At 67.3% G+C, this 26,800-nt stretch carries 22 protein-coding genes and 2 pseudogenes; 13 read left to right on the top strand and 11 right to left on the bottom strand.

Features of this window, described 5'->3' with window-relative positions; translation table 11 throughout:
* Window positions 1-48: 48 nt before the first annotated feature.
* The 4 genes and pseudogenes from OUO20_RS16235 to OUO20_RS16220 all read right to left on the bottom strand — a co-directional run bounded on the left by OUO20_RS16235 (window position 49) and on the right by OUO20_RS16220 (window position 5,578).
* A complete protein-coding gene (locus OUO20_RS16235) occupies window positions 49-1,041 on the bottom strand; it encodes a hypothetical protein (RefSeq protein WP_196804800.1) in 993 nt (330 codons plus the stop codon).
* A gap of 38 nt (window positions 1,042-1,079) precedes the next feature.
* Complete coding sequence (locus OUO20_RS16230) at window positions 1,080-2,993, bottom strand: helicase HerA-like domain-containing protein (protein ID WP_442781088.1); 1,914 nt, start codon at window positions 2,991-2,993, stop codon at window positions 1,080-1,082.
* Between the two features lie 48 nt (window positions 2,994-3,041).
* The gene (locus tag OUO20_RS16225) at window positions 3,042-3,593 is read right to left on the bottom strand and encodes a GNAT family N-acetyltransferase (protein WP_268002167.1); all 552 of its coding nucleotides are present in this window, start codon (window positions 3,591-3,593) and stop codon (window positions 3,042-3,044) included.
* Between the two features lie 36 nt (window positions 3,594-3,629).
* Window positions 3,630-5,578, bottom strand: a pseudogene (locus tag OUO20_RS16220) (FAD/NAD(P)-binding protein).
* Between the two features lie 302 nt (window positions 5,579-5,880).
* On the opposite strand from OUO20_RS16220, the gene OUO20_RS16215 reads away from it, so the two are divergent.
* The 7 genes and pseudogenes from OUO20_RS16215 (at window position 5,881) to OUO20_RS16185 (ending at window position 12,262) form a co-directional block, all read left to right on the top strand.
* A complete protein-coding gene (locus OUO20_RS16215) occupies window positions 5,881-6,921 on the top strand; it encodes an amino acid ABC transporter permease (RefSeq protein ID WP_442781087.1) in 1,041 nt (346 codons plus the stop codon).
* Window positions 6,921-7,729: pseudogene (locus OUO20_RS16210) on the top strand (amino acid ABC transporter ATP-binding protein). The gene OUO20_RS16215 and the pseudogene OUO20_RS16210 overlap by 1 nt, the downstream one beginning before the upstream one ends.
* Window positions 7,730-7,739: 10 nt before the next feature.
* A complete protein-coding gene (locus OUO20_RS16205; protein ID WP_268002166.1) occupies window positions 7,740-8,801 on the top strand; it encodes a transporter substrate-binding domain-containing protein in 1,062 nt (353 codons plus the stop codon).
* A complete protein-coding gene (locus tag OUO20_RS16200; protein WP_268002165.1) occupies window positions 8,798-9,634 on the top strand; it encodes a DUF1684 domain-containing protein in 837 nt (278 codons plus the stop codon). The genes OUO20_RS16205 and OUO20_RS16200 overlap by 4 nt, the downstream gene beginning before the upstream one ends.
* Entirely contained in the window at window positions 9,631-10,722 is a 1,092-nt protein-coding gene (locus tag OUO20_RS16195) for an LLM class flavin-dependent oxidoreductase (RefSeq protein ID WP_268002164.1), read from the top strand. Before OUO20_RS16200 ends, OUO20_RS16195 begins: the two co-directional genes overlap by 4 nt.
* 11 nt (window positions 10,723-10,733) lie before the next feature.
* Window positions 10,734-12,107 (top strand): NtaA/DmoA family FMN-dependent monooxygenase, encoded by a 1,374-nt coding sequence (locus OUO20_RS16190; protein WP_268002163.1) that lies wholly within the window; start codon window positions 10,734-10,736, stop codon window positions 12,105-12,107.
* The gene (locus OUO20_RS16185; RefSeq protein ID WP_166673101.1) at window positions 12,104-12,262 is read left to right on the top strand and encodes a hypothetical protein; all 159 of its coding nucleotides are present in this window, start codon (window positions 12,104-12,106) and stop codon (window positions 12,260-12,262) included. Before OUO20_RS16190 ends, OUO20_RS16185 begins: the two co-directional genes overlap by 4 nt.
* A gap of 256 nt (window positions 12,263-12,518) precedes the next feature.
* On the opposite strand, the gene dctA is transcribed toward OUO20_RS16185, so the two are convergent.
* Window positions 12,519-13,829, bottom strand: coding sequence for a C4-dicarboxylate transporter DctA (gene dctA / locus OUO20_RS16180; RefSeq protein WP_134164971.1), 1,311 nt, complete (start codon window positions 13,827-13,829; stop codon window positions 12,519-12,521).
* A 56-nt stretch (window positions 13,830-13,885) separates the two neighbouring features.
* Window positions 13,886-15,028 carry a PrpF domain-containing protein gene (locus OUO20_RS16175; protein ID WP_268002162.1) on the bottom strand — a complete coding sequence of 381 codons (1,143 nt, stop codon included), beginning with the start codon at window positions 15,026-15,028 and terminating at the stop codon, window positions 13,886-13,888.
* 128 nt (window positions 15,029-15,156) lie between these two features.
* On the opposite strand from OUO20_RS16175, the gene OUO20_RS16170 reads away from it, so the two are divergent.
* The gene (locus OUO20_RS16170) at window positions 15,157-16,062 is read left to right on the top strand and encodes a LysR family transcriptional regulator (RefSeq protein ID WP_268002161.1); all 906 of its coding nucleotides are present in this window, start codon (window positions 15,157-15,159) and stop codon (window positions 16,060-16,062) included.
* 41 nt (window positions 16,063-16,103) lie between these two features.
* On the opposite strand, the gene OUO20_RS16165 is transcribed toward OUO20_RS16170, so the two are convergent.
* From OUO20_RS16165 to OUO20_RS16145, 5 genes are all read right to left on the bottom strand, one after another.
* Complete coding sequence (locus tag OUO20_RS16165; RefSeq protein ID WP_268002160.1) at window positions 16,104-17,069, bottom strand: serine hydrolase domain-containing protein; 966 nt, start codon at window positions 17,067-17,069, stop codon at window positions 16,104-16,106.
* A gap of 77 nt (window positions 17,070-17,146) precedes the next feature.
* Window positions 17,147-18,265 carry an ABC transporter substrate-binding protein gene (locus OUO20_RS16160; protein WP_268002159.1) on the bottom strand — a complete coding sequence of 373 codons (1,119 nt, stop codon included), beginning with the start codon at window positions 18,263-18,265 and terminating at the stop codon, window positions 17,147-17,149.
* Window positions 18,266-18,297: 32 nt separating this feature from the next.
* Window positions 18,298-20,082, bottom strand: a complete 1,785-nt coding sequence (locus tag OUO20_RS16155) for an ABC transporter permease (protein WP_268002158.1) — start codon at window positions 20,080-20,082, stop codon at window positions 18,298-18,300.
* Window positions 20,079-21,176 (bottom strand): ABC transporter ATP-binding protein, encoded by a 1,098-nt coding sequence (locus OUO20_RS16150; RefSeq protein WP_134164974.1) that lies wholly within the window; start codon window positions 21,174-21,176, stop codon window positions 20,079-20,081. Before OUO20_RS16150 ends, OUO20_RS16155 begins: the two co-directional genes overlap by 4 nt.
* Before the next feature lie 39 nt (window positions 21,177-21,215).
* Window positions 21,216-22,307 carry a PrpF domain-containing protein gene (locus OUO20_RS16145; RefSeq protein ID WP_268002157.1) on the bottom strand — a complete coding sequence of 364 codons (1,092 nt, stop codon included), beginning with the start codon at window positions 22,305-22,307 and terminating at the stop codon, window positions 21,216-21,218.
* Window positions 22,308-22,627: 320 nt separating this feature from the next.
* Between OUO20_RS16145 and OUO20_RS16140 the strand changes: the two genes are divergently transcribed.
* The 5 genes from OUO20_RS16140 (at window position 22,628) to OUO20_RS16120 (ending at window position 26,795) form a co-directional block, all read left to right on the top strand.
* Window positions 22,628-23,296 (top strand): GntR family transcriptional regulator, encoded by a 669-nt coding sequence (locus tag OUO20_RS16140; protein ID WP_223992974.1) that lies wholly within the window; start codon window positions 22,628-22,630, stop codon window positions 23,294-23,296.
* 120 nt (window positions 23,297-23,416) lie between these two features.
* A complete protein-coding gene (locus tag OUO20_RS16135; protein ID WP_268002156.1) occupies window positions 23,417-24,298 on the top strand; it encodes an FAD-dependent oxidoreductase in 882 nt (293 codons plus the stop codon).
* Window positions 24,187-24,879 (top strand): FAD-binding protein, encoded by a 693-nt coding sequence (locus OUO20_RS16130; protein ID WP_268002155.1) that lies wholly within the window; start codon window positions 24,187-24,189, stop codon window positions 24,877-24,879. Before OUO20_RS16135 ends, OUO20_RS16130 begins: the two co-directional genes overlap by 112 nt.
* A gap of 40 nt (window positions 24,880-24,919) precedes the next feature.
* Window positions 24,920-25,555 carry a GntR family transcriptional regulator gene (locus OUO20_RS16125; protein ID WP_268002154.1) on the top strand — a complete coding sequence of 212 codons (636 nt, stop codon included), beginning with the start codon at window positions 24,920-24,922 and terminating at the stop codon, window positions 25,553-25,555.
* A 328-nt stretch (window positions 25,556-25,883) separates the two neighbouring features.
* The gene (locus OUO20_RS16120) at window positions 25,884-26,795 is read left to right on the top strand and encodes an intradiol ring-cleavage dioxygenase (protein WP_268002153.1); all 912 of its coding nucleotides are present in this window, start codon (window positions 25,884-25,886) and stop codon (window positions 26,793-26,795) included.
* The last annotated feature ends 5 nt before the right edge of the window (window positions 26,796-26,800 follow it).

Genomic DNA, 26,800 nt, shown 5'->3' with positions numbered 1-26,800 from the left:
CAGCACGTCAACTATGGGACCAAAACTGGGCCACTTTGGATGCAGGGCCTAGAAGCTCAGCATCGGGGTGACCTTGACGGTGTCGCCGGAGACGTCCAGGCGGGTGGTGAAGCTGAAGTCCACCTCTGCGTCCAGCGGGTACCAGGCCCCGGTGAACGAGTTCTGCTGGAGCGCCTCCACCTTGGCCTTGCCGTCCAGGGGCGCCACCACCCAGCGGCCGTCGAACGGCTCCACTGATACACCCGGGTACTTGGTCACGGTCCACCGGATGGTGCCGTCCTGGACCCTGTTGTTGCTGGTGTAGTAGAAGGGGCAGTCCGGCTGGAGCTTCTGTTCCTTGACGGCCTCCGCCGCGCAGCCGTCCAGGAACTCCCGGATCTTGGCTGCAACGTCGTTCTTCAGCTTGTCCGTGGCCTGGGTCAGCAGGTTGAGGGGCGCCACCGGGGCGTCCTTGGAGGTGACGGTGGCCCTGGTGGCGGGTGCCGAGAAGTACTGTCCGTCCAGGGACGCCTCGTATTCGCCCGGGTAGAACACGGCAAAGGAGTTGCGGCCGTTGGGCATATTGACCGGGACGCCGTTGACGTCAGCCTCGTTGCCGTTGACCACGGTGATATCAACGGTGGGCAGCCGGGACGGGACAAACGCCCAGGTGTTGAAGAACAGCCACTCGGTGCCGGTCTTCTGCAGGAGGAAGTCAGTGTGCAGCCGGCTGCCGTCGATGGTGTACTCCAGGGGCACCGTGACCTGGTTGTTCGGACGTTCCTCAGGGTCGCCGATCTTGATGTTCGCTACACGGGACGCCGCCGTCTGCAGCCCGGGGCCATCCAGCATTGCAGCATTGCTGGGCGGGACCGCGGCCCGCAGGAGTCCGAGTGCACGCCCGCCGTCTCCGCTCCTCAAAGCATCCAGGTATTCCCGTACCGGCTGCTGCGGGCTGGCCACGGTGTTGTTCACAACGTTGATGGCCACGATGGCTCCGGCGATGGCAAGCATGAGGCCCAGCAGCCATCCGGCCGCGATCCTCACCAACGCTTGACTCATCTGCACGTTCCTTACAGTAACGGCAGTGCGGACGCACACTAAAGTTGGCGTCCCCCTATCTTGCCGGGCAACACCCGGTTAATGCCCGACGGCGGGTGGCCGGGCCGGCATTGACACGAGCCCTGGCGGTTCCCGGGACACCCGTTGCAGGGTGGGCGCGGCAGGGTCAGCGGCGGCGGCGCCGGGACGATGTGCCGAACACGCCGCGGAGCAGTTCGCGCCCCAATTGGGTGCCCATGGACCGTGCCATGCTCTTGAGTCCGCCGCCCAGGGCGCCGCCGAGCACTCCGCCGAGGTCGCCCATCATGCCGCCCGGTTGCGGCTCGGGCTCCCGCGACTGCGGCTGCCGGGACCGCGGTGCCCGGGGGCCTTGGCCCGGGGCTTGGACGCGCGTGGTTCAGACTCACGCGCCTCCCCGTCCTCCGCGCCGCCGTACTGGGGTTCAGGATCCTGCGCGGGAACCGGGCCTGCGGCGGCCTGCTGCTGGGCCGGCCCAGGATTTCCTCCTCGATCCGGCGGGCTTCGGCGTCCACGTCGTAGCCGGCGGGCGCCGCAGGTTCCCCGGCCGGGGTGTCGGCCGCCGGACCCGTGGGCGCGGCCGCCTTGCCGGTGAGCTTTTCGTAGGCGGAGGGGTTGTCCACCGCTGTTCCGTACTTACCCAGCAGCGCGGAACCGGCCACCGTGCTGCGCACCAGGGTCTCCTCGCTGGGGCCCATCAAGGACTCGGGTGCCCGGAGCCGGGTGAGGGCCACCGGCGTGGGCGCGCCCTTTTCGTTCATGACGGTAATGACGGCCTCGCCGATACCCGCTGAGGTGAGGGTCTCTTCGAGGTCGTAGTCGCTGACCGGGAACGTGGACACCGTGGCTTTGAGCGCCTTGGCGTCCTCGGGGGTGAACGCGCGGAGGGCGTGCTGCACCCGGTTGGCCAGCTGGCCCAGGACATCGGCGGGGACGTCCTTGGGTGTTTGGGTGACGAAGAAGATGCCCACCCCCTTGGACCGGATGAGCCGGACGGTGGTGGTGATGGCGTCAAGGAAGGCCTTGCTGGCCCCGTTGAACAGCAGGTGGGCCTCGTCCAGGAAGAACACGAGTTTGGGCTTGTCCAGGTCGCCGGCCTCCGGAAGGTCCTCGAACAGGTCCGCCAGCAGCCACATCAGGAAGGTGGAGAACAGCATGGGCTTGGTCTGCAGGGTGGGCAGCTCCAGGCAGGTGACCACGCCGCGGCCGTCGGGGGCGGTGCGCAGCAGCTCGGCGGTATCGAACTCCGGCTCACCGAAGAACTTTTCCAGCCCCTGCGCCTCGAGGCCCACCAGTTCGCGGAGGATCACCCCGGCGGTCGCCTTGGACAGCCCGCCCAGTTCCTCCAGCTGGTCCTTGCCCTCGTCCGAGGTGAGGAACTGGATGACGGCGCGGAGGTCCTTGAGGTCGATCAGCTCCAGGCCGTTCTTGTCCGCAAAATAGAACACCAGCTGCAGGCTCGATTCCTGCGTGTCGTTCAGTTCCATGATGCGCGAGAGCAGGATGGGCCCGAACGAGGACACGGTGGCGCGCACAGGAACACCGTTGCCGTCCCCGCCCAGCGCCAGGAACTCCACTGGAAACGCCTTGCCCTGCCACGGCTGGCCGATGCTTTGCGTGCGTGCGGTGAGCTTGTCGCTGCCGGCGGCGGCAGTCGCCAGGCCGGAAAGGTCGCCCTTGATGTCGGCCAGGAAGACGGGGACGCCGGCTGTGGACAGCTGTTCGGCCATCATGTGCAGGGTGACGGTCTTGCCCGTTCCGGTGGCGCCGGCCACCAGCCCGTGCCTGTTCATCATGGCCAGCGGCAGCCGCACCGGCGCGTCCTTGTGGAGCTCGCCGTCGATGATGGCGGCCCCCAGCTCGATGGTGGCGCCTTCGAGCGTGTAGCCCTTCTGGATGGTGGCAAGCTTCTCTGCTGTGGTTTTGGAGGCCATGGCGCCAGCATAACCGCGGCGGCCCCGGATGCGGCGGTGGCCGGGCGGTCAGTCCGGCCGGGAATTCCGCGGAACCGGGGCGAGCTCCTTGGTGAACGCCAGCGGTCCGATGGTTTCCGGATCGGCGTCGAGGTCGAACTGCGCCTGGTAGCCGCTGGTGAGGTAAAGGTGCTTGGCTTCGGGCTGCCGCGGGCCCGTGGTGAGGTACAGCCGGGTGTAGCCGCGGGCGGCAGCCAGGGCTTCCAGCTCGGCCAGCACCAGCCTGCCCAGACCACGACGGCGGTGGGCCGAGTGCGTCCAGATCCGCTTCAGTTCCGCGGTGGTTTCGTCATACCGGCGGAACGCGCCGCCGGCGATCGACTCGCCGTCCTCCTGGATGACCAGGAGGGCTCCGTGCGGTCCCTCGAATTCCGCGGCGGGGTAGCGGTTCAGTTCCTCTGCGGCAGCCGTGCGGCCGAACAGGTCCCCGTAGCGGGTGTCGTATTCGACGGCGAGCTCGTCCAGGAGCGGCCGGACGCGCGGATCGTGCATGGGCAGGTTGAGGACCACCAGGCTGGCGGGATCAAGCGGCCTGGGACGAAGGTGTGGTTCTGCGGTCACTGGTTATTCCTTGTCACTGGTCGTTATTGTTGCCGGTCAGTTCTGTCCGGCGGCGGCTGGTTCCGGAGTCATGGCGGCCGGGGCAGACACATCCCCGGCAGCCACGCCGCGGGCAGCGCGGAGGATGGTCCGGGCCAGGGCATCGTTCTCGCGGAACGGCGCGGCGTTCGTGTTGGGCCGGGCAAAGGCGCCCGCGCCCCAGCCCGACGTTCCCGGGCCGACGCCGAAAAGGGCGGTGTGCGGCTTGCCGCCGGCCCCCACCAGCTGGTGCTGCGGGGAGACCAGGAGTTTCCCGGTGGAGTGGATGCCGTCGGAGGTCAGCAGCTGCTGCTCGCTGCCCAGGCCGCTCCCGTGCAGCGAGGCGAGCACGGGGTTCAGCGAGCGGGCCACGGACGTGGCCGGCAGCCGCGCCTCGATCAGGGCCTTCGCCGTGACGGTCACCCCGGACTGGGCGGACGAAGCAACAAAAGCCCCATGGCCTCATCGGCGGAGACCTGGAGGCCGGGACCCAGGAACTGCAGCAGGCCGGCCCGGTGCAGCGCCAGGACCTGGCGGAGCCGGTGCGGCGGCGGACCGGAGTCCACGAAGCTGAAGAAGCCGTGCCACCAGCCGTGGATGACCTGCTGCGAGCGTGCGTTCAGCCGCTCGGGCGGGACTATGCGCCCCACCTCCATATAGACGTGCAGCAGGGCCAGGAACAGGGCAAGGGTTTCGGGGTGGTCAGGGCTGTCCCGCCTAGCCAGGTCCTGCTCGATGTATCCGGCCACCGCGTCCTGGACTTCCGCGTGATCGCTGAAGCGGCGGCCGTCGAAGGGGCGGTCCAGCCGCTCCAGGTCCAGGTGCAGGCCGGCGTCAGGGACCGCTGCGGCCACCAGGTCTTTCCGCCCGGGGCTGTACCAGTCCAGTCCTGCATAGGCGGAGGCGAACCCGTCCCAGCCCATGGCGGCGCGTTCAGGGCTTCCGGTCAGAAGCTCGCGGTAATAGTAGTAGCCGGCTTCCTTGGCGATCAGGGGCCAGAGATGCCGGTGGAAGTCCAGCTCGCCATGCTGCTGCAGCAGCGCATCCACGGCGGCGGCCGTAAAGAACCGCAACGGCCCGGGAGCCTGCCCCCGGAGGGCAGCGGAAATCTTGGAGTGGTACGGCACTCCCCGCCGGGAGCCGGCCCACAGCACCGGTTCCCGTCCGGACGGAAGGTAGCGCAGCCCGGCGTCGGACGTTTCCTGGAACCTGCCGCCGCGCCCTTCCATCAGGAGGACCAGCAGGTCCACGAACGCCAGGCCCATCCCGGCGACGATGACGTCCTGTCCGGGGGCAATGGGGGAGTAGTCGACGTCGGTGGTGTAGCTGGGTGCCGCGTGGCAGCCGCCGTGCCGGGCGGCGAAGTCCGTGAAGCCGGCGGACACGGCGTCCGGGAGGGAATCGGTGTGGCCCAGGGCGGTCACCACGATGTCCGCGTGCAGGGTCCGGCCGTTGGCCAGCCCAACCTGGTGGCCGCCGCCTTTCAGTTCCGTAATGCCCACTGCGGTGGTCCGGTGGACCGTGACGCTGCGGCCCAGGGACCTGGCGGCGCGGCGGAAGAACCACTCCAGGTACTGGCTCTGCAGCTGGCGGGTGGGAAAGGTGGTGCCGGTCAGGGACCGCAGCTGGTCCCACAGCGGCTGGGGAAAATCCGGGACGTCGATGATGGAGGCGTCCAGGACGCCGGCGGCCCATTCGGCCAGCGCCGGACCCGGCGCGGCGGGGCCCTGGCAGTCCACCGACTGGTCCGTGAACATGGTGATGTCCGCGGCCATGGAGTTGAGGAGGAGCCCGGGGTCCTGGTCGTACCGCCAGATGCGGCCCGAGCCCGGGATGTGCGGCTCCACCACGTGGATCTGCAGCGGCCCGGCGAAGACGTCCGGCCGGTTGGCGGCGATCCGTTCCAGCACACCCGCCGTGCGCGGCCCGCCGCCGATGAAGGCGATGGCCGGGATGGTGGCTGGCATGGGCTCTCCTGACGGCGAGTGGGTGCGGGGACGGCGCGGAAGTGGCCGTCGGAGTGCCCATGCTAGGCAGCCGTGACGACGGCGGTCGAGCACCTGGTCACGGCCGTTAACTCCGCGTCACGGCGCGTTAAGGGACGCAAAACCGACTCATGACGCCGTGCGAAGCCCCGTGAAGTATTGCAACCATGCGCCTTGCTGGCCCGTTCCGGCCGGTCCTAGATTTGCAGCCAGCACCCCGGGGCGAGCCGCCCCGACGCCGGGCAGTCCGGCTCCAGTCCAGGAATGAGAAGTGAGGTGGCCCCGTGAGTTCAGCAACCAGGGTGGCGCAGTCAAAGCAGCCGCAACCGGCACAGCCGCAGCCGGCACAGCCCGCGGCAGCGTCACCGGCAGCGTCACCGGGCAGGGCCGGCGTCCCGGAACGGGTCCCCGCGGACTATTCGTCGTACCGCGTGGTGGCCACCAAGCATCCGTGGCGCTGGGTGGGGACTGCCGGCGTCGCCCTGGGTGTCCTGGCCGTGGCCTGGTCGCTGGCCACCAACCCGCGCTGGGAGTGGGGTGTGGTGGCGCAGTGGTTCACGGCCCAGTCCGTGGTCAACGGCCTGGTGGAAACGCTGAAGCTGACCGCCATCTCCGGTGTCCTCGGATTTGTGCTCGGCTTCATCCTGGCGCTGATGCGGCTCTCTGCATCGCCGCTGCTGGTGTCCGTGTCCTGGACGTTCTCCTGGATCTTCCGGTCCACGCCGCTGCTGGTGCAGATGCTCCTTTGGTACAACCTGGGCTACCTGTACGAGAAGATCAGCCTGGGAATCCCCTTCACGGACGTCCGGTTCTTCGAGGTCCAGACCACCACACTGATCAGCCAGTTTGCGGCAGCAGTGCTGGGCCTGACCCTGAACCAGGCCGCCTACTCGGCCGAAATCATCCGCGGCGGCATCCTGTCCGTGGACCAGGGACAGCTGGAGGCCGCGGCCGCCCTGGGCATCCCGGCCTGGCGCCGCTCCACGCGGATCGTGCTGCCGCAGGCCATGCGCGCCATCCTGCCCACCGCGTTCAACGAGATCATCGGCCTGGTCAAGGGCACCTCGATCGTCTACGTGCTGGCTTACTCGGAGCTGTTCTACACGGTCCAGGTCATCTACAACCGCACCCAGCAGGTCCTGCCGCTGCTGCTGGTGGCCACGCTCTGGTACATCGTGATCACCTCCGTGCTGAGCGTGTTCCAGTACTACATCGAACGGCACTACTCCAGGGGCGCGGTGCGGAGCCTGCCGCTGACGCCCCTGCAGAAGGCCCGTAAATTCTTCGCCACCCACGCGGCAGTGCCCACCCGGAGGAACCCCTGATGACTGAGACCCTTACCGCCCCCACAGCCACCCGCGGCCTGGTGGAAATCACCGGCGTCCGCAAATCCTTCGGCGCCACCGAAGTCCTCAAAGGTGTCAGCCTCACCGTGGAACCGGGCGGGGTGGCCGTGATCGTAGGCCCCTCCGGCTCCGGAAAATCCACCCTGCTGCGCACCATCAACCACCTGGAAAAGGTGGACGGCGGCCACATCACCATCGACGGACAGCTGGTGGGCTACAGACTCCGCGGCGACCGCCTGCACGAGCTGCGGGAAAAGGAGATCCTGAAACAGCGCACCGACATCGGCATGGTGTTCCAGAACTTCAACCTGTTCCCGCACCTCACTGCCCTGGAGAACGTGGCGGAAGCACCCGTCGTGGCGCAGGGGCGGTCCAGGAGGAGGCCCGCCGCCGCGGCCTGGAACTGCTGGACCGGGTGGGGCTCGAGGACCGGGCGGACGCCTATCCCCGCCAGCTTTCCGGTGGCCAGCAGCAGCGCGTGGCCATCGCCCGGGCCCTGGCCCTGGACCCCAAGATCCTGCTGTTCGACGAGCCCACCTCCGCCCTGGATCCCGAGCTGGTCAACGAAGTGCTGGACGTGATCCGCGAACTGGCCACGTCCGGCACCACGCTGATCATCGTCACGCACGAGATGGGCTTTGCCCGCGACGTGGCGGACACCGTGGTGTTCATGGACCAGGGCCAGATCGTGGAACAGGGCACCCCCAAGGAAATTTTCAGCAACCCCCAGGAACCGCGCACCCGGAGCTTCTTCTCCAAGGTGCTGGAACCGGCCTTCAACATCTAAGGACCACCCCATGGCTTTCCCCACCCGCGGCCTCCGCCGCAGCCGCGCCCTCGCGGCGCGTCCCGCCGTCGTACTCCTCGGCACCGCACTCCTTGGCACCGCCGCGCTCGCCGGCTGCGCCGACCCCGGCGCCTCCGCCGCCGGCAACCCCAGCGGAGGAGCGCAAACGACGGCGGCACGCAACGGCGTGGTCTACAACACCTCACCGGACCAGCAGCGGATCCGGGGCGAGAAGGACGCGGCGCTCGCCGCCAAGGTCCCCGGGCTGATCGGCAAGGACGGCAAGCTGACGGTGGCCACCACCGCCGGGTCCATCCCGCTGTCCTTCCACGCCACCGACGACAAGACGCCGATCGGCTCCGAACTGGACATCGCCCAGCTGGTGGCGGACAAGCTGGGCCTGGAGCTGGACGTGCAGGTGACGTCCTGGGAGAACTGGCCGCTGAAGACCCAGTCCGGCGACTTTGAGGCTGTGTTCTCCAACGTGGGCGTGAACAAGGACCGGGTGAAGCTGTTCGACTTCGCCAGCTACCGGGCCGCGTACATGGGTTTCGAGGCCAAAAAGTCCTCCACCTATGACATCAAGGGCGCGGACGACATCTCCGGCCTGAAGATCTCCGTGGGGTCCGGGACCAACCAGGAGAAGATCCTGCTGGCGTGGAACAAGGAGCTCGAGGGCAAGGGCAAGGCGCCGGCCACGCTGCAGTACTACTCCTCCGACGCGGACACCATCCTGGCGCTGTCCTCCGGCCGGACGGACCTGAACATCGCCCCCTACCCGTCCACCGTGTACCGCGAGAACACCCGGGACGACCTGAAGGTGGTGGGCAAGGTCAACGCCGGCTGGCCCTCCGAGACCCTGGTGGCCGCCACCACCCTGCGCGGCAACGGGCTGGCGCCGGTCATTTCCGAGGCCCTCAATGCCGTCATCAAGGACGGCTCCTACGGCAAGGTGCTGGAGCGCTGGGGCCTGTCCGAGGAAGCGCTGCCGGAATCCAAGACCATCACTGAAGAGAACTTCGCGGCCACGCAGGCATCGGCCGGCGCGGCCCCGTCAGGGAAGGCATCATGACCGCACAATCCACCGGAACAGCCCTCGAATCCTTCGACGCCGACTGGCAGGAATGGCACGCCGCCCACGAACAGCAGCGCGCCCACCCGCACGGTTTCCTGGCGGTGACCCACCTGCACTGGCTGGGCGACGAACCCGCCCGGCTGGAAGGCGTCCCGGGCACCTGGAGCGTGGCGGCCGACGTCGTCCGCGTCCTTTTGGAGCCGGGTGACAGCCTGCAGCAGGACGGCAGGGAGCTGAACACTGCGTCCGGGGCCACCGTTGAGCTTGGCCCCATCGAGGAGCGCGGCGGCATCAACCTGGTGTCCGGCGAGACCGTCATTGAGTTGGCCAAGCGCGGCGGCGAATACATCGTCCGGCCCCGTCATCCGGAAAACCCGCTGTTGCAGGCCTACCAGGGCACGCCCGCCTACTCGCCCGATGCCGCGTATGCCGTGCGCGGAACCTATGTGCCGTTCGAGGCGCCGAGGTCCACCACGGTGAGCGCCGCCGTCGAGGGCATCCAGCATGTGTATGAGGCGCCGGGCGAGATTCGCTTCAAGCTGGCCGGCCGGGAGCTGGCGCTGACCGCATTCAACGGCCACGCCCCCGGCGCCCTGTCCGTGCTGTTCACAGACCAGACCTCCGGCAAGACCACTTATGCCGCCAACCGCTCGCTGTCCGTGGTGCCGGCCGCAGACGGGTCCGTGCTGCTGGACTTCAACCGGGCCGTGAACCTGCCGTGCGCGTACACGGACCTGGCCACCTGCCCGCTGCCGCCGGCGGAAAACCGGCTGCCGGTGGCCATCGAGGCCGGCGAGAAGATTCCCTACGACCGTCAGGACCAGCAGTGAGCATCTCTTCAACCCGCCAGGGAGGGTTCCTTGCCCTTGAGCTCGACGGCGCCGGCTGGGACGGCGCGCACCTCACCCGGGCCGTGCTGGCAGCAGAGTCCGCGGGCTTCCATGCAGCAACCTTCACCGACGCACCCGCTCCGGGCCGCGCCAACGCGCTGCAGCGGGCGGCCTTCGCCGGGCCCGCCACCCGGACCATCGCCCTGGTACCCGAGGTGGACACCGTCTACACCGAGCCGTTCCACATCTCCACCCAGCTGGCCAGCCTGGACTACGTGTCCGGCGGCCGGGCCGGGTGGATCGTGACGGCAGCCGAATCGCCGGAGGCTGCTGCCGCCGTCGGACGCCCGTCCGTGACCGGCGCCGCGCTGGGTCAGGAGGCCGCGGCGTCCATCGAGGTGTCCCGGCGGCTGTGGGATTCGTGGGAGGACGACGCCGTGATCCGCGACGTGGCCACCGGCCGGTACATCGACGTGGACAAGCTGCACTATGTCGATTTTGATACGGCGGTCGGTTTCGAGACTCGTGCCGATTTTGCCGGCGCCGGCTATTCCGTGAAGGGACCGTCCATCATTCCGCGGCCGATGCAGGGGCAGCTGCCCGTGCTGGCGCCCGCGTCCCTGCTGGGGGAGGTTCCCGCGGACGCCGTGGATGCCGTGCTGGTGTCCGCACCTGCCGCCGAACTGCTGGCGGCAGAGGTCCGCGATGTGCGGTCCCGGGTGGCTGCCGGCGTTGCAGTGGTCGCCGAGCTCGACGTCGTCCTGGACTCCCGCGGGCAGGCCGCGGCGGGGCGGGTGGCTGGCTTTGGCTCCGGCCGTGCTAACTACGCCAGTTCCGCCGCCGGTCTCACGGACTTCCTCATGGAACTCCTGAAGGTGGCCGACGGCGTGCGCCTGCACCCGGCGTCGCTCTTTGTCGACCTGGAGGAACTGGGCCGCCTGGTCCTGCCGGAACTGCGCCGCCGCGGAGTCCTCCGCCCGCTGGTGCAGGACGGCACCTTCCGCGACCTGCTGGGGCTCTCACGCCCGGTGAGCCGCTACGCCACCGCCGCATCCAATGCCGCTGCGCCCGCCGGCGCGGGAAAGTAAGGGGAACCACCGTGACACAGCACAACCGTGCTAAATCCGACGTCTTTGTGCCGTCGGGCCAGATCCAGTTTGGGGTCTTCTTCCAGGGCGTGAACTCCGGCACCATCTGGAAGGCCGCCGAATCGGGCTCGCAGACGGACTTCGAATCGTTCCGCCGCATCGCCCAGACCGCCGAGCGGGGGCTGTTCGCCGCGTTCTTCCTGGGCGAGGGGCTCCGCCTCCGTGAACACCTGGGCCGCCCGCACGCGCTGGACGTGGTGGGCCGGCCGGACGCGCAGACCATGCTGGCCGCGCTGGCCTCGGTGACCACAAACATCGGGCTCGTGGCCACCCAGAACACCACGTACAACGATCCCGCCGACCTGGCGCACCGGCTCGCGTCGCTGGACCTGATCTCGGGCGGGCGTGCCGCGTGGAACATCGTGACCACTGACAACGCCTGGACCGGGGCCAACTTCCGCCGCGGGGGATACCTTGACCACGCTGACCGGTACAAGCACGCCGAGGCGTTCGTGGAGACGGCCAAGCGGATCTGGGATTCGTGGGAAACCCCGGACGGTCCTGCCCGGCGGGTGGTGCACCAGGGCCAGCACTACACGGTGGACGTGACGCCGCGGCTGCCGCGCAGCGCCCAGTACCGCCCGGTGCTGTTCCAGGCCGGCGACTCGCCCGAGGGCCGCAACTTTGCCGCCCGGCAGGCTGATGTGATTTTCTCCGCGCACCCCAAGTTCGACGACGCCGTGGAGTTCCGCAAGGACCTCGTGGAGCGGTCCCTGGCCGCTGGCCGGGGTGCCAACGCCGTGCAGATCATGCCGGCCAGTGAGTTCATCCTGGCGCCCACCGCTGCGGAGGCGGCGGAGAAGAAGGAGTGGGTGCGGAGCCTGCAGATCGGCCCGCAGCAGGCCATCGCCTACCTGGAGCAGTTCTGGGGCCGCGAGCTGTCGTCGTACGATCCGGACGGACCGCTGCCGGAGATCGATCCGGTGGTGGAGGAAACGTCCGAGACCCGCGGCAGCGGCTTCCACGGCGCCAAGGCGCGGCAGCTGGCGGACCAGTGGCGGGCCGAGGCCAAGGACAAGGGGCTGTCCATCCGGCAGTTCGTCACCTCCCGCACTGCACGGGTGGATTCCACCTTCACGGGTTCGTACGTTGAGGTGGCGGACCAGCTGGCCGAGTTCGCGCGGGTGGGGGCGGTGGACGGATTCAACATCTCGCCGTGGCTCATTCCCTCCGGCCTGGACGACATCGTCAACCACCTGGTGCCGGAGCTGCAGGAACGCGGGGTGTACCCCACGGAGTACCGCGGGAACACCCTGCGGGAAAACCTTGGGCTGGAGACGCCCGTGCGTTCTTCGGATGCGGCTGCTGAGGCGGTCCGGGCGTGATGCGGCTGATGCGGCTGGCTGTTTTTGCTGGAAGGGACGACGACGGCGGCAACGTGGGTGCCGTCGTCGACCCTTCCGCGGGGGCCGGTTCCGTTGTGGCTGGTTCGTCCGGGACCGTCAGCCTGCAGCTGACGCTGTGGGAGCAGTGGGTCTAGGGCCTGTTGCCGCCCTGCCTCGCAATGCCCAGGCTGACGGCGTGGCCCGAGGGCTGGGGCGCTAGTCGGTTTCCGGGCTCTGGCAGTAGAAGCAGGTGCCGGCGTCGCAGTCTTCTGCAGTTTCCTGTTCCGTTTGGCGCTCACTCATTTCGGGTCCTTTCCGTGCGGATTGTGAAGTAGTACCCCTTGCAGGGGTTTGCCCGGGACCCCTGCTGGGATCCCGGGCAAACGCTGGTGGTGGTGGCCTGGCGGCCGGTTAGTGGGCCAGGGCCGGTTCGGCCAGCTGAACCTTCTCCGCCTCGGTGGGCACGAAGCCCGCCTGGAGCTCGGAGCGGAGCTTGACCATGTCCAGCTCACCCTGCCACTTGGCGATTGCCACGCAGGAGACGATGTTGCAGACCGTGCTGGTGAGGGCACGGGCCTCGCTCATGAAGCGGTCGATGCCCACGATGAGGGCCACGCCGGCCACCGGCAGGGTGGGCATGACCGTCAGCGTCGCCACCAGGGCCACGAAACCACTTCCGGTGACGCCCGCCGCGCCCTTGGAGGTCAGCAGCATCATGCCGAGCATCAGCAGGATCTGGCCCCAGCTGAGGTGGATGTCGCAGGCCTGGGCGATGAACATGGAGGCGAGGGTGAGGTAGATGGCCGTTCCGGTCAGGTTGAAGGAGTAGCCGGTGGGGACCACCAGGCCCACAACGCTGCGGTCGCAGCCGATCCGTTCGAGCTTGGACAGCAGGCGCGGCAGGACCGGTTCGCTGGAGGACGTCGCGAGGACGATCAGGAATTCATCCTTGAAGTAGCGCAGGATCTGCCACAGGCTGAAGCCGGTCACCTTGGCCAGGATGCCCAGGCCGACCACCACGAAGACGATGCAGGCGGCGTAGAAGGCAAGGATCAGCATGCCGAGGTTTCCGATGGAGTGGGCGCCGTACTTGCCCACCGTGAAGGCCATGGCCCCAAAGGCTCCCAGCGGAGCCACCTTCATGATGTAGCCGAACATGATGAAAAGCAGCTTGTTGAAGCTGTTGACCACGTTCAGGGCCAGCTGGCCCGGTGCGCCGAGCTTGCTGAAGGCGAAGCCGCACAGCATTGCAATGACCAGCACGGGCAGGACCTCACCGTCGGCGAAGGCGCCAACGAAGGTGGTGGGGATGATGCTGAGGATGAAGTCCACGGGGTTGCTGCTGGGCAGTTGCGTGGTGTACTTCTGCGCCACCGAGGAGTCCAGGTGCGTGGGATCGATGTGCATCCCGGCGCCGGGCTGGAACAGCGTCACCGCGGCCAGGCCCAGGGCCAGGGCGAGTGCCGTCAGCGCGTAGAAGAGGCCAAGCGAACGGATCAGGGTGGGGCCCACCTTCTTGGTGTCCCGCAGCGAGGTGATGCCTCCGACGATGGTGCAGAACACGATGGGGGCGATCATGAACTTCACGAGTTTCACGAAGCCGTCGCCGATGGGCTTGAGGGACGAACCGAGGTCGGGCCACAGTGCGCCCACAACGACGCCGAGGGCGACTCCGATGAGTACCTGGACATACAGGTGTCCGAGGATGGATTTGATCTTCATTGAACAACTTCCTGGTTGGTGCGGCCCCTTAATGATGGGGCAAAGAGATAGGGGTGTTAGGCAGACAGCTCGGCGGCCGGGGCCACGTCGATATCTGCGGTGGCGATGTGGCGGGCTGCCCGGTGGAGGGCCACTTCGCTGACGGCGCCGGTGTCATCGGTGATGATTTCGGCGGTGATCACGCCGGCGGGCGTCCCGACCCGCAGCAAGCGGGGAGTTCCGGTGCCGGTGGAGGGTGATTGGCCTGCTGCGTTGGCTACGACCGATGACTGCAGCGAGGATGCAAGGGCAACTGCCACGGCTGAGGTCAGGCCAATGGCCGGGTGGGGTGCGAGCATGGACAGCATCCGCACCCGCACGTCGTGGCTGCCGGCGGTGATGGTTGTTCCGTCCGCGGCGATGTAATCGCCGGCTGGCGCCACAACCCCGACTTTCGGGACAGCGTTCTGCGGCGGATCCTCAGGCTTCCGCAGCCCCATGATGAGGCCGGCTGATGCCCGTGCCGCGATGAGGTCCGGCAGCTGGGCAGTGAGGTTGTCTGCCATTGAGGAAAGATCGACGCCGGCCTGGTCGGCTGCGAGGAGCACGGCAGGGGCGCCGGCGTCCACCATCGTTGCGCCCAGGGTCCTGCCGTTGACCTGGAGTTGGTCCACGGTGTTGCCGGTAGGCAGGAGTGCACCGGTGTTCTGGCCCCAGGGGCCGTGGAACGAGAGGCTGACGGGAACACCGGCGGCGCTGCTGCCCGGAACCCGTGCCAGGCCGGACTTGGGAATGTGGCCGCCGGGAGTTGGAACCGCTCCGCTGAGCACGGCGCCGGAAGTGACGTGGCGCATGCGGACCTTGGTCATGCCGTCCCGGGCGGGAACAATGCCCGTCTGGACGGCGAACAGGGCAATGGCGGTGGCGCAGTTGCCGCAGTTGGAACCCAGCTCAACGGTGGGGTCACCGATCCCTACCTGGGCGAAAAGGTAGTCGAGGTCTGCCTCGGCACCAGGGGTTGCCCAGATGACTGCAGCCTTTGACGTGGTGGACGTTCCGCCCCCGACGCCGTCCAGCTGCCGCGCATCCGCTGCGCCGAAGGCGGCTGACAGCAGTACGGGGATTTCCTCGCGGGTGGGGGCGTGGAGGGCCACGTCCCTGGCATCGAAGAGCCAGCACTTGCTGGTGCCGCCCCGGTACCAATGTCCTTTGAGTCCCACTGTATTTCTCCCTCGTAACTTGCAGGTGCTCTACTTCACAGCACCTTGTACTTCTACGATCCGGGATGGGAGCCTTCAGCACAATCGCTAATAAATGGACGACTATCTACTTTTGCTAAACTCAGTGCATGGCAATCCTCGATCTCCACCGGCTCCATGTGCTCCGTGAGGTGGGCCGTTCCGGCTCCCTGACCTCGGCTGCTGCCGCCCTTTCCTTCACCACCTCGGCGGTGTCGCAGCAGATAGCCAAACTCGAGCAGGAGATGGGCGTGGTCCTCATCGAGCGCCATCCCCGGGGCGTGGTCCTGACCGAGGCGGGGCACGCCCTGCTGCACTACGCCGACGACATCGACAGGACCGTTGAAGCTGCCCGCGCCGAAATGGGGGAGTTCGCGGGCCTTCGGCGGGGCCAGCTCCGGCTTGGGACCTTTCCCACCGGCGGGGCCTCCCTGATGCCCGACGTTGTGCTGGCGTTCCGCGCCCGCCACCCGGAGGTGGCAGTGACGGTTGTCAGCGCCCGCCGGGACGGACTGCTGGAGCGGCTGCGGCGGCGGGAAATCGAACTGACGCTGCTGTGGGACTATCCCTGGCAGCAGATCGAGGACCCCGACCTGGCCCTGGTCAGGCTGACCAACGATCCAACAGTGCTGCTGGTACCGCGGGAGCACCCCATTGCCAAACTGGGCTCGGTCCGCATCGGCGCCTTGAGCGACCAGGAATGGGTGGTGCGCGACGAGCACCCCGTGGCCGATGTCCTCAGCCGGGTATGCCGCGACGCCGGGTTCGAACCGCGGATCGCCTTCGCCGCCAACGATTACCAGGAGACACAGGGCATGGTGGCGGCCGGTATCGGGATCGCCCTGGCACCCAGGCTGGCGCTGACGGCCCTGCGCCCCGACGTCGTGGCGGTCCCGCTCGCCGGGTCCCCAAAGCGCCGGATCCTCCTGGCCCACCTGGCAAACCGGCGGCTCAGCCCCGCGGCGCAGCAGGCAACCAAGGTGTTCCGTTCCATCGCCAAGGGCACGACTTCCTGACAAAGGAGGGTGCCGCCGTCGTACGGTGCCTTTCCTGACGCCTACCGGGCCAGGGGCCCGGCAACCAGCGCCCGGGCAAGGTCCATGAATTCGGCGTGGGTCACCGGAGCGGGGCCTGCCGTCGAGGCAGCTGCCGTGTGGGTGTTCCGGGCGACGGCGAAGCTGTCGCTGACGAAGCGCCGGTGCACAATGACGCTCCCGATCGCCGGCAGGACCAGCAGGAACTGGCCGTAGTTGCCCTCCGCCATGAACGCCCCCTCCCACTGCGGGCCGGATTCCCGGGGGAGCCACCACAGGTAGCCGTAGTCGCAGGTGCCAAAACCGGTGGCCGGCGCCATGTCTGCGCGCCTGACATGGGTGGCCACGCTGTCCCTGACCCACTCCCGGGGGACATGCTGCCGTCCCTCCCACTGGCCGCCGGCAGCCATCAGCATCCCGATCTTGGCCAGGTCCCGGGCGGAGAGGAAGAAGTGGTAGGCAGGGAAGGCGGACTTTCGGGCGTCCCCGAGCATTCGCTGGCGTGTGGGGTCGTAGTCGTCGAACCCCAGCGGACCGGCCAGGTGCTTCTGGAACGCTTCGAAGACGGTCAGGCCGCTGGCCTTCTCGAAGATCGCGCCCGCGGCGTTGAAATCCCAGTTGTTGTAGAGGAAATACTGCCCCGGTGCTTTTGTGCCACGTGAAGGGAAAACATCCTCGTCACTGCCCGGGCTGGAGGGCGGATGGTAGACGCCCGAACGCGACGTCAACAGGTCACGGAGCCGGGCCGTCCGCTCGATGGGCAGCAGGCCGCCAACATCATCAACACCGAGCTCATCGACTGTGGCGTCGAGGCTGACCGTGCCGGCGTCCACCTGGATTCCGAAAAGGATCGAGAGCAGGCTTTTGCGGACGGAGGCGACGTAGCTGGCGCGGGTGGTGTCGCCGAGTTCAAGGATGGTCCTGCCGTCCTGGCGGACCAGCAGGGACGAGGTGTTCCGGGGCAGCGGAAGTTCTGGGGCGGCGGTCACGGGGCCTCCTGGTGGCGGGTAAAACCAAAGCCTGGGGACCCGGCGGAGGCCGGGTCCCCAGGCATGGGATTTGGAGGTTACTTGGTGTAGCCGAACACCTGGTTCCACTTGGCGAGGTCGTCCTTGCCGTAGGTCACGGCGTCGGTGTTCTGCATGCGGAAAACCTTGCCGGAGTCGACGGCGGGGAGCGTCACACCCATGATGGTGGGCGGTGCCACGTCGGTGCGGACCGGGTATTCACCGATCTGCGCAAAGACCTGCTGGCCCTGCTTGGAAAGGTTGTAGTTCATGAAGACCTTCGCGGCTTCCACGTTCGTGGCGGTGCCCGTCATGCCCAGATAGTAGTCGTATGAGACGAGGCCTTCCTCGGGGACGATGAACTTGACCGGAGCCTTGTCCTGGACGGCTGAGATGTTGGTGCCGCTGATGGTGACCGTGCCCACGGCCACTTCGCCGCGGGCCAGAGCCGTGGCTTCAGCGCCCAGGGAGTCGTAGATCTTGGGCTTCTGCGCAGCGTACTTGGCGAAGTAGTCGCCGCCCATCTTGGTTTCCATGAACCGGTTCAGTGCCGCGGTGCTGCCGCCAGAGCCGCCCTGGACGATGCCCAGCTTGCCCTGCCACTTGCCGCCGACGGCATCCGCCCATGACTTGGGCGCGTCGGCTTCCTTCACCAGCTGGGTGTTGTAGCCCAGGGTGTACACGGAGTTGAACATGCGGGTGAACTGGCCACCGTCCACGGAAACGTCCTTGAGGGCGGAGGCGCCGGGGACGTCGTAGGCCTTCCAGACCTTGGCGTCCTCCATGGACTTGGCAATCCGGTAGTCGGACGTGCGGATGACATCGGCGCTGAGCTTGCCGGCACCCTGCTCGGAGAGAACGCGTTCGGAGAGCTTGTTCGGGGTGAGGCGGACGACGTTGACCTTGATGCCGGTGTCCTTGGTGAAGGCGTCCACCAGGGCGCTTTCGGACGAGTCGGTGTAGCCGGAGTAGAGGGACAGGGTCTGGGTCTTGGCCTTCTCGTAGGTGTCCTTGTCCGCGATGGATTCGCCGTTGATCACCAGTCCGTTGTCGGTGTTCACGGCTGCGGTGGCAGTGACTACGCCGGCACTCTGGGCGGCGCTTCCACAGCCGGTCAGGCTGAGGGCCAGGAGCACTCCGGCGGCGGTGAGGGCGGGGAGCTTGGACGCTAACTTCATTGAGGGTGTCCCTTTCAAAGGTGGGTGTGAGGTCAGTTCTTGGTCTTGCGTTCGCCGCCGACTTTTTGGGCGATGACGGCGAGAATTCCGATGACGAGGCAGTACAGGACGCTGACGGCGGCAGCTGCCTGGCTCTGGCCGTTGTCGAAGTTGTCGAACACGAGGATGGACAGGATCCGGGTGTTCGAGGTGAAGAGGAAGATGGAGGCGCTGAGCTCACGCATGGACAGCATGAGGAACAGCAGGAACGAGGACATGATGCCGACGCGCATCAGGGGCAGGGTGACGTCCAGGACGGACCGGGTCCGTCCGGCGCCGAGCATGACCGCGCTGTCCTCGAGGTCCTGGTCCATCTGGAGCATCGATGCGGAGACGCCGCGGTAGCCCTGGGGCATGAACACTGCAACGCAGGCGACGGCGAGGATCGCCAGGGTGCCGTAGATGGGCAGGGGCAGCAGCAGCCAGGTCCAGAGCAGTCCGATGCCCATCACGATGGCGGGGACGGCAAGGGGGGTCATGGCGACCAGTTCGATCAGCCGTCCCACCTTGGACTTGGTGCGGTAGCGGATGTACGAGGCGATGAAGCTGAGGGTGGTGCCGGCGAATGCCGCGATCAGGGCCACCAGGACGCTGTTCTTGAGGGCGAGCTGGAAATCGTTGGATCCGAGGACTTCGATCAGCTTGGCGAAGCTGAGGGAATTGGCCTCCAGCAGCTGCGACATCGAGGACACGAAGGGGGTGGCCTGCATGGACGCAGCGAGCAGTGCGAGCATGGGCAGGACGACGGACACCGCGAAGTAGGCCAGGGCCAGGATGGTGAAGGGCCAGCGCATCTTGCGCAGCGGCACCTGCCGGGGACGGTTGCCCTTGCCGGTCATGGTGGTGAATTTGCGCTTGTTGATGATGCGCTGCTGGATGAGGGTCACGGCCATCAGCGCAACGGTCAGGATCACGGCGACGCTGGCAGCCTGGTTGCTCTTGGCCGGAGTGGCACTCATGAGGCGGTAGATATAGGTGGGCAGCGTGTCCACGCCGGCGGGGTTGCCGATGACCTGGGCCACGGGGAAGTTTTCCATCGTCAGCGCGAAGACCAGGACGGCGGAGCCCAGGATGGCCGGCAGGGCCAGGGGCAGGGTGACGGTCCGCAGCATGGTGCGCAGCGGAGCCCCGTGGACGGTGGCAGCCTCCTCGAGGTCGGCGTTCATCATCGACAGCGAGCTGTGCAGCAGCAGGAAAGCGTACGGGGCGTAGAAGATTCCCAGCACGAACACCAGGCCCGGCAGGCTGTAGATGTTGATGGCGGCGTCAATGCCCAGGTCGCGGAGGAAGATGTTGATATAGCCGGCGCTGGGCGAGCACAGCAGCGACCACGCCAGGGCGCCCACCAGGGCGGGGATGAACATCGGCGCCATGCCGATGAAGAAGATGAACTTCCGCCACGGCGCATCGGAGCGGGCGCAGACGAAGGCCAGGAAGGCGCCGATCAGCAGGGCGATGAGCGCCGAGCCGGCACCGACCATGAGCGAGTTGACCAACGCGCCGAGTGCTTCCGGGGTGGCCAGCAGCGCCAGGTTGGACAGCGTCAGGCCGCCCAGGGAGATGCTGCCCGGCCGGGGCACGCTGTCCGAGAACGCGGCGAGCAGGACCAGGGCCAGGGGAAGGACGATGAGGACGCCGAGGATGACCAGGACAATGAGGCCCGGTGTGTTCTTCCGGAGGCCCGAGAGGGTCCGGGCAGAGCGGTAGTTCCGGGGTTCGGGCTTCGGTGCCAGGCGGGCCTCGACGCGGCCGGCCGCCTCGGTGGTCTTGAGGCTCATGCGAGGACCTCAGCCGGCAGGATCTGGACTTCGCGGGGGTTGACGGTGACCCACACGCGGTCCCCCACCTTGTGCTGTTCGCCGCGCCTCAGCCCGCCCAGTGCGTCCAGTTCGGGCCCGGATTCCAGCTGGATCGCGTACCGGATGTCGTTCCCCTGGAAGCCCGCCACGCGTACCGTCCCCGGCCACGAGTTGGGGTGTTCGGTGGGCATGGCAGTGATCTGCAGGTCCTCGGCCCGGATGCAGACCTTGGGGGATGCGCCCGCATCACTGGCCTGCTGCGCCGACTGGATGGTGAGCTCACTGTTGGCGATGCGTGCCGTGGTGGCGCCGGTGGCCGTGCCCTCCGGGGTGCAGTCCATGATGTTGGAAACACCCAGGAAGTGGGCGATCGAGGCGCTGGCGGGTGCCTCGTACATGTGCTGCGGGGCGCCCATCTGCACAATCCGGCCGCCCTGGAGCAGGGCGATGCGGTCTGCCAGGGCGAAGGCTTCGTGCTGGTCGTGGGTGACGTACACGCAGGTGAGCCCCAACTGGAGCTGGATCTCACGCAGTTCAACCCGGAGCCGGTCACGCAGGCGGGCGTCAAGGTTGGAGAGCGGTTCGTCGAGCATGAGCACGCTGGGCCGCATGACCAGGCTGCGTGCCAGGGCCACGCGCTGCATCTGGCCACCGCTGAGCAGGCTGGCGCCGCGGTCGGCGTAGGGCTCCAGGCCGACCAGCGTGAGCGCCTCCATGACGCGCTCATCGATTTCGCTCTTGGAGAGTTTCTTCTGCTTGAGCGAATAGGCAACGTTCTGGGCAACCGTCATGTGCGGCCATACCGCGTAGGACTGGAAGACCATGCCGACGTTGCGCTTGTTCGGGGGCAGGTTGATGCCCTTTTCGGAGTCGAAGACCACAACGTCGTCGATGATGATCCGCCCTGAGGTGGGTTCCTCCAGGCCGGCGATGCAGCGCATGGTGCTGGTCTTGCCGCAACCGGACTGGCCCAGGAGGACGAGGGCCTCGCCGTCTTCGATGTCGAGGTTGAGGTTTTCGATGGCAGTGAAGCTTCCGTACTTCAGCTGCAGGTTTTGAATGCTGATTTTCATGGCTGATTCCTTGGCTGGGTTTTTCCGGTAGGGGTTTCTTTAGTCACTGGGCACCAGGATGGTGCTTTCGCTGATGACGCGGGCCGAGCGTTGAAAGGAGACTTCAGCGGGATCGGCTGCATCCAGTGCCAGCGCCGTCGTGCCTTTCAGTAAGTGGATAAAGAGTCCGGCCTCCGCCGCCGGAACTACGCTGCGCTGCACCACGCTGTCTGGTGTGCCCGAGGCGGCAGCGACGGCGACCGCGCTGGTGAGGCCGATGGCGGGGTGCAGTGCGGTCATCGAGATCATCCGGGCCGAGACGCCGGTTGCGCCTGCGGGCGGAGGCCCCACGATGCCAACCTTCGGAATGGAAGTGAGGTCCTGCGGCAGGCCCATCCTGCGGGCAGCCGCTGCGCGCAGCTGCGGGGCAAGCCGGACCAGTGCCTCCAGGGCTTCCTCGCTGCCGGTTGCGTCCAGCCCCAGGTCCTGGGCGTCGAAGAGCGCAGCCGGGGCGCCGGCGTCGATTAGTGTCGCCCGGTACCGCTTCCCGTCGACCTCGATGTCATCCGTGGCGTTGCCTGTGGGGAACTGTGCACCGTAGCTGGACCAGGAGGACTTCTGGAAGATGACGTCGATGGGGACGCCGGGGTAGTGCTGGCCGTCGAGGCGCCGCCCGCCGTAGGCCGGTACCTGCGCCCCCGGTGTGGGGATCTCGCAAACGAGGCGCAGCCCGGTCACGGTGTTCAGGATGGGGACCCGGGTGACTTCCCCGGTGGGAGCGACCAGCCCGGCATGGAGCGCGTAGAGGCCCAGCGCTGTTGCGCAGTTGCCGCAGTTGCTGGCCCACTCGACTGCCGGCTTGTCGATGGCCACCTGGGCGAACCGGTAGCGGACCGTTCCGTCCCGGTCGGTGCCGGCCACGGTGATCGCCTTGCTGGTGGTCGACGAGGCGCCGCCTACTCCGTCGATCTGGCGGAGGTCCGGCGAACCGAAGGTGCGGATGAGGAGACGGTCCGTCTCCAGGGCGTCAGCCGGAAGGTCCTCGTCCCGGAATATCCAGCACTTGCTGGTGCCGCCACGGACGAGGGTGGCCGGCACCGGGGTGACCGGGAGGGTGCCGGCCTGCGGCTCTTCCCTGAATAGAAGCGTCATTGGTTCTCCTGAAAAACCCCGGGCTACCGTGTGCAGCCGCCGGATGAATGTTCAAAGCTGAGCAAACCAGAATCCGGTAATTACCCTGCTGTATGGCGTTGGTCACAAACGGTATACCGTTCATATGACTTAAGCAACAGTCTTCAAAAGATGAATACCGAAAGGGGAGTGTGGATGCCTGGTGCTTTTGGGAGAGTGTGCGAAATATCGGCACGGTGTTCACAGCCCGCCGGAACGGTATGCAGTGCGCTAGAATTGCGGCTAAAGGTATGGCGCCGGCGCGTCCTGCCGCTTGTTTGCATGAAGACCGGAGGCCGCCCGTGGCGTCGCAACCAGAGACAAGCCCCTACCTGATGATCAGGAACGCCATCATCTCGCAGGAGCTGCCTCCCCGTGCCCAGCTCGTTGAAAGCGCCCTGGCCAAGAAGTACAACGTCTCCCGGACGCCCATCAGGGAAGCCTTGCGGCGCCTCGAAACCGAGGGGCTCGTGGAGCGCTACGGTTCACGCATGCAGGTGCGGGAGTACCGCCCGGAGGAGATGCTGGACCTCTATGAGGTGCGGACCTTCCTGGAGGAGGCGGCCGCAAAAACTGCGGCTCTCCGGCACACGGACATGGACCTGATGCTGATCGACCGCGCACACCAGGCCATGGTCACCCTTGATTTCGATGCTGCCACTCCGGCTGAACTGGCCGCCGCCAACCGCACCTTCCATGAGCGCATCTGGGCCGCCAGCCACAGCGCTGCCCTCCTTGACCTGCTCGACCGGATCCTGGTCCACTTCATCCGCTACCCCGGCACCACGCTCTCCACCAAGGAGCGCTGGGACCGCGTGCTGAAGGAGCACGAGGAGCTGCTGGTTGCCATCCGCGCACGGAACGCGGAGGAGGCCGGCCGCATCGCCAGCGCCCACATGGACGAAGCAAAGAACATCCGCATCCAGATGTACATCGACGCCCAGGAAATCAGCCACCCGCGCCTGGGGTAGCCACCACCTCCGGCACTCACCCTCTCCTGCCATGCCCCCAAGGCATGTGCCGCCACCCCATTGCATGCTACGGCATACTTATGTATACAATCGTGTACAGCGATGGAGCTGAGGAGATTGATGATGATCAAGAGCGACGTTTTGGTAGTGGGCGGCGGCAACGCCGGATTTGCGGCAGCACTCGCAGCCGCCGAGCGTGGACGCAAGGTTGTCCTGCTGGAAAAGGCGCGGGAAGCCGCCTCGGGCGGCAACAGCTTCTACACCGCCGGTGCCACGCGCATCTCCCACGACGGGCTCCAGGAGCTCATCGAATTCGTGGAACCGGATGAGCGGCACGCCGCCAGCGAAGTCCCCGCGTACACCGCTGCCGAATACCTTGCCGATCTGTCCAAGGTCTCTGAAGGGCGCAACGACCCCGAACTGTCCGCGGTCCTGGTCAACGAAAGCAACCCGACCTTGCGCTGGCTTCAGGGCATGGGACTCAAATACCGCCTGATGTACGAACGCCAGGCGTACCGGACCCAGGACGGCGGGTATCTGTTCTGGGGCGGACTGCACGTGGGCAACGTGGGCGGCGGCAAGGGACTCATGGCGGACCACCGGGCCGCCGCAGAGCGCATGGGCGTGGAGGTTATCTATGATTGCGCAGCCACCGGACTGGTCCAGGAGGACGGCCGCGTGTGCGGGGTCCGGTACCGCAGCTCATCCGAAGAAGGTGAGCTCCGGGCCGAGTCGGTCATCCTCGCCTCGGGAGGGTTCGAAGCCTCGCCTGAACTGCGCCGCCGGCACCTGGGGGAGGGCTGGCAGAACGCGAAGGTACGCGGCACGCCGGGCAACACGGGGGAGATGATCCTCGCTGCGCTGGACGCCGGGGCGGCCAGGGGCGGCGATTGGTCCACCTGCCACAGCGTGGCCTGGGACGCCTGGCACCCGGAGAACGAGAGCAACCTGGCGCTTACCAACCAGCTCACCCGCGGGGGTACCCGCTGGGCATCGTGGTGAACAGCGACGGCAAGCGGTTCGTGGACGAGGGCGCCGACTACCGCAACTACACCTACGCGAAGTACGGCCGGGACATCCTTGCCCAGCCGGGCTCGGCCGCCTTCCAGATCTTTGACGCTTCTTCCCGCCCCATGCTGCGCGCCGAGGAGTACGACATGCCGGGCGTCTCGGTGGTCACCGCTCCAACCCTCGCCGAGCTGGCCCAAAAGGCCGGTATCAGCCCCGAGGGTTTGGAGGAGACGGTGCACAACTTCAATGCTTCGATCACCGGCAGCTCGCCCTTCGACCCCAACGTCAAGGACGGACGCCGGGCCGACACCCAGCCGCCGAAGAGCAACTGGGCCCGCAGCATCGCCACCGGCCCGTTCTACGCTTTCCCGGTGACCTGCGGCATCACCTTCACCTTCGGTGGCCTCAAGACGGACACCTGGGGCCGCGTGCTCACCGAAGACGCGGAGCCGCTCGAAGGGCTGTATGCCTGCGGGGAAGCGCTGGGCGGACTGTTCAGCGGAAACTACCCCGGCGGCTCCGGGCTTGCGGCGGGCGCCGTCTTCGGCCGCCGGGCCGGCTCCATCGCCTAAGCAACCCAGCAGCCCCACCAGCAACGGAAAAGAGGAAAAAGTGGCCAGTCCCATCCATCAGCGGCTCCGCGAGGACGTTCTCGCGAGCGTCTTTGCCCCTGACGAGCCGCTCACGGAGGCCAAGCTCACCGAGCGCTACGGGGCTTCCCGGACGCCCGTGCGGGAGGCGCTGCAGCGGCTGGAGCAGGACGGGCTGGTGGAACGGCGCGGCAAGGCGGTGGTGGTCCGCACGCATTCGGCCGAGGAGATCATCGACATCTACGAGTCGAGGATCATCCTGGAGCAGGCCGCCGCGGCCAAGGCCGCCGTCAAGGCAACCGCCCTGGACCGCCAGCTGCTCACGGGGCTGCTGGCGCAGATGCAGCAGCTGGATCCCAATGACGGCCGGGCGCTCGCGGAAACCAACCGCGCCTTCCACGCCCAGCTGTGGCACGCCACCCACAGCCCGTCGCTGATCGGACTGCTGGAACGCCTTGACCAGCAGGTGCGCCGGTACACCCTCACCACCCTGACCTACCCGGGAAGGTGGCCGGTGGTGCTGGCGGACTACGCCGAGCTGCTGGACGCCATCGGGGAAGGCGACTCCGAGCGCGCGGGTGAGATCGCCGCCCGCCACATGTCCGACGCCTTGAACATCAGGCTGAAGATGTACGCCGACGATCCCAGGACGCTCTAGGCCGCCGGCGACCGCGGGCGGCCGCACCAGACCCGCCGGCAGATGTTCCTGCATACTCCATCGCAACAGGAAACCCGAAAGTCGGGCGCAGGGCGTCAGCCGGTGCAAAGAGGCGGGGCAGGCTCCAATGGGCCTGCCCCGCCTCGCTTTTCCGGCGCCTTATGCGCCGGGCCGGCTTCGCTGGAAGGGACGACGACGGCGGCGGGTGGATGCCGCCGTCGTACTATCTGCGGGGCTGGTTTCCTGCGGGGAAGCGCGCGTCCGGACGCACAGGAACGGCACAGCAGCAACCGGCCCACGACATAGCCCCGTGCGGTTTCCTTGCATCATGACCACTTCACGCACACCCCGCCAGCCCGACCTTGACCAGCCGCACCCCGACCACGACCGGGGGCTGGAGTTCGACTTGAACACCCTGGTAAGCCGCAGGTCCCTGGGACTGTTCCTGGGCGCAGGCGGTGCTGTGGCCGCGCTCGCCGCCTGCACGCCGGCCGGAACCTCTGGCTCTGTCTCCCCGGCATCAAGCACGGCGGCGGCCGCCACATCCTCCGCGTCTGCCACGACCACTGACTCCGCCGCCACGCCAACGCTGACCCGGGCCATCGCCGAGTGCGGCGTGGAAATCCCGCAGGAGACCGCAGGCCCCTATCCGGGGGATGGCTCCAACGGGCCGAATGTCCTGGAGGCATCCGGGGTGGTGCGGAAGGACATCACGTCGAGCTTCGGGACTGCCTCCGCAAAGGCGGAGGGCGTTCCGCTGACCTTCATCCTGACCCTCCTGGACAACGCCAAGGGCTGCACCCCGATGGCCGGTGCCGCGGTGTACGCCTGGCACTGCGACCGGGACGGAAAATACTCGATGTACGACTCGAGCCTGAAGAACGAGAACTACCTGCGCGGCGTGCAGGAAGCCGACGCCAACGGGCAGGTCACGTTCACGTCGATCTTCCCGGCCGCCTACTCCGGGCGCTGGCCGCACATCCACTTCGAAGTGTTTGAGTCCATGAACAATGCCACCGCCGCCGGGCAGGTATTGGCCGTCTCCCAGATCGCGCTGCCGCAGGCGGCCTGCGACGACGTGTACGCCACCCCCGGGTACGAGCGCAGCGTCGCGAACATGACCCGCACAACGCTCAAGTCGGACAACGTGTTCGGGAACGACGGCGGCATCTACCAGCTGGCAACGATGACCGGTTCCGCCGCTGCCGGCTACACAGCGGGACTCAACGTGACAATCTAGGCTGC

Origin of the sequence: Arthrobacter sp. FX8 (genome assembly GCF_026723805.1) — a bacterium.
GTDB lineage: Bacteria > Actinomycetota > Actinomycetes > Actinomycetales > Micrococcaceae > Arthrobacter.
Note: the sequence above shows the minus strand (reverse complement) of the source record. Positions and strands in the feature narration are given on the sequence as shown.

What these genes read in the sequence shown, in the direction of transcription:
- OUO20_RS16235 (WP_196804800.1), bottom strand. Translation starts at nt 1,041, where the DNA reads ATGAGTCAAGCGTTGGTGAGGATCGCGGCCGGATGGCTGCTGGGCCTC.
- OUO20_RS16230 (WP_442781088.1), bottom strand. Translation starts at nt 2,993, where the DNA reads ATGGCCTCCAAAACCACAGCAGAGAAGCTTGCCACCATCCAGAAGGGC.
- OUO20_RS16205 (WP_268002166.1), top strand. Translation starts at nt 7,740, where the DNA reads ATGGCTTTCCCCACCCGCGGCCTCCGCCGCAGCCGCGCCCTCGCGGCG.
- OUO20_RS16200 (WP_268002165.1), top strand. Translation starts at nt 8,798, where the DNA reads ATGACCGCACAATCCACCGGAACAGCCCTCGAATCCTTCGACGCCGAC.
- dctA (WP_134164971.1), bottom strand. Translation starts at nt 13,829, where the DNA reads ATGAAGATCAAATCCATCCTCGGACACCTGTATGTCCAGGTACTCATC.
- OUO20_RS16170 (WP_268002161.1), top strand. Translation starts at nt 15,157, where the DNA reads ATGGCAATCCTCGATCTCCACCGGCTCCATGTGCTCCGTGAGGTGGGC.
- OUO20_RS16160 (WP_268002159.1), bottom strand. Translation starts at nt 18,265, where the DNA reads ATGAAGTTAGCGTCCAAGCTCCCCGCCCTCACCGCCGCCGGAGTGCTC.
- OUO20_RS16155 (WP_268002158.1), bottom strand. Translation starts at nt 20,082, where the DNA reads ATGAGCCTCAAGACCACCGAGGCGGCCGGCCGCGTCGAGGCCCGCCTG.
- OUO20_RS16150 (WP_134164974.1), bottom strand. Translation starts at nt 21,176, where the DNA reads ATGAAAATCAGCATTCAAAACCTGCAGCTGAAGTACGGAAGCTTCACT.
- OUO20_RS16145 (WP_268002157.1), bottom strand. Translation starts at nt 22,307, where the DNA reads ATGACGCTTCTATTCAGGGAAGAGCCGCAGGCCGGCACCCTCCCGGTC.
- OUO20_RS16135 (WP_268002156.1), top strand. Translation starts at nt 23,417, where the DNA reads ATGATGATCAAGAGCGACGTTTTGGTAGTGGGCGGCGGCAACGCCGGA.
- OUO20_RS16120 (WP_268002153.1), top strand. Translation starts at nt 25,884, where the DNA reads ATGACCACTTCACGCACACCCCGCCAGCCCGACCTTGACCAGCCGCAC.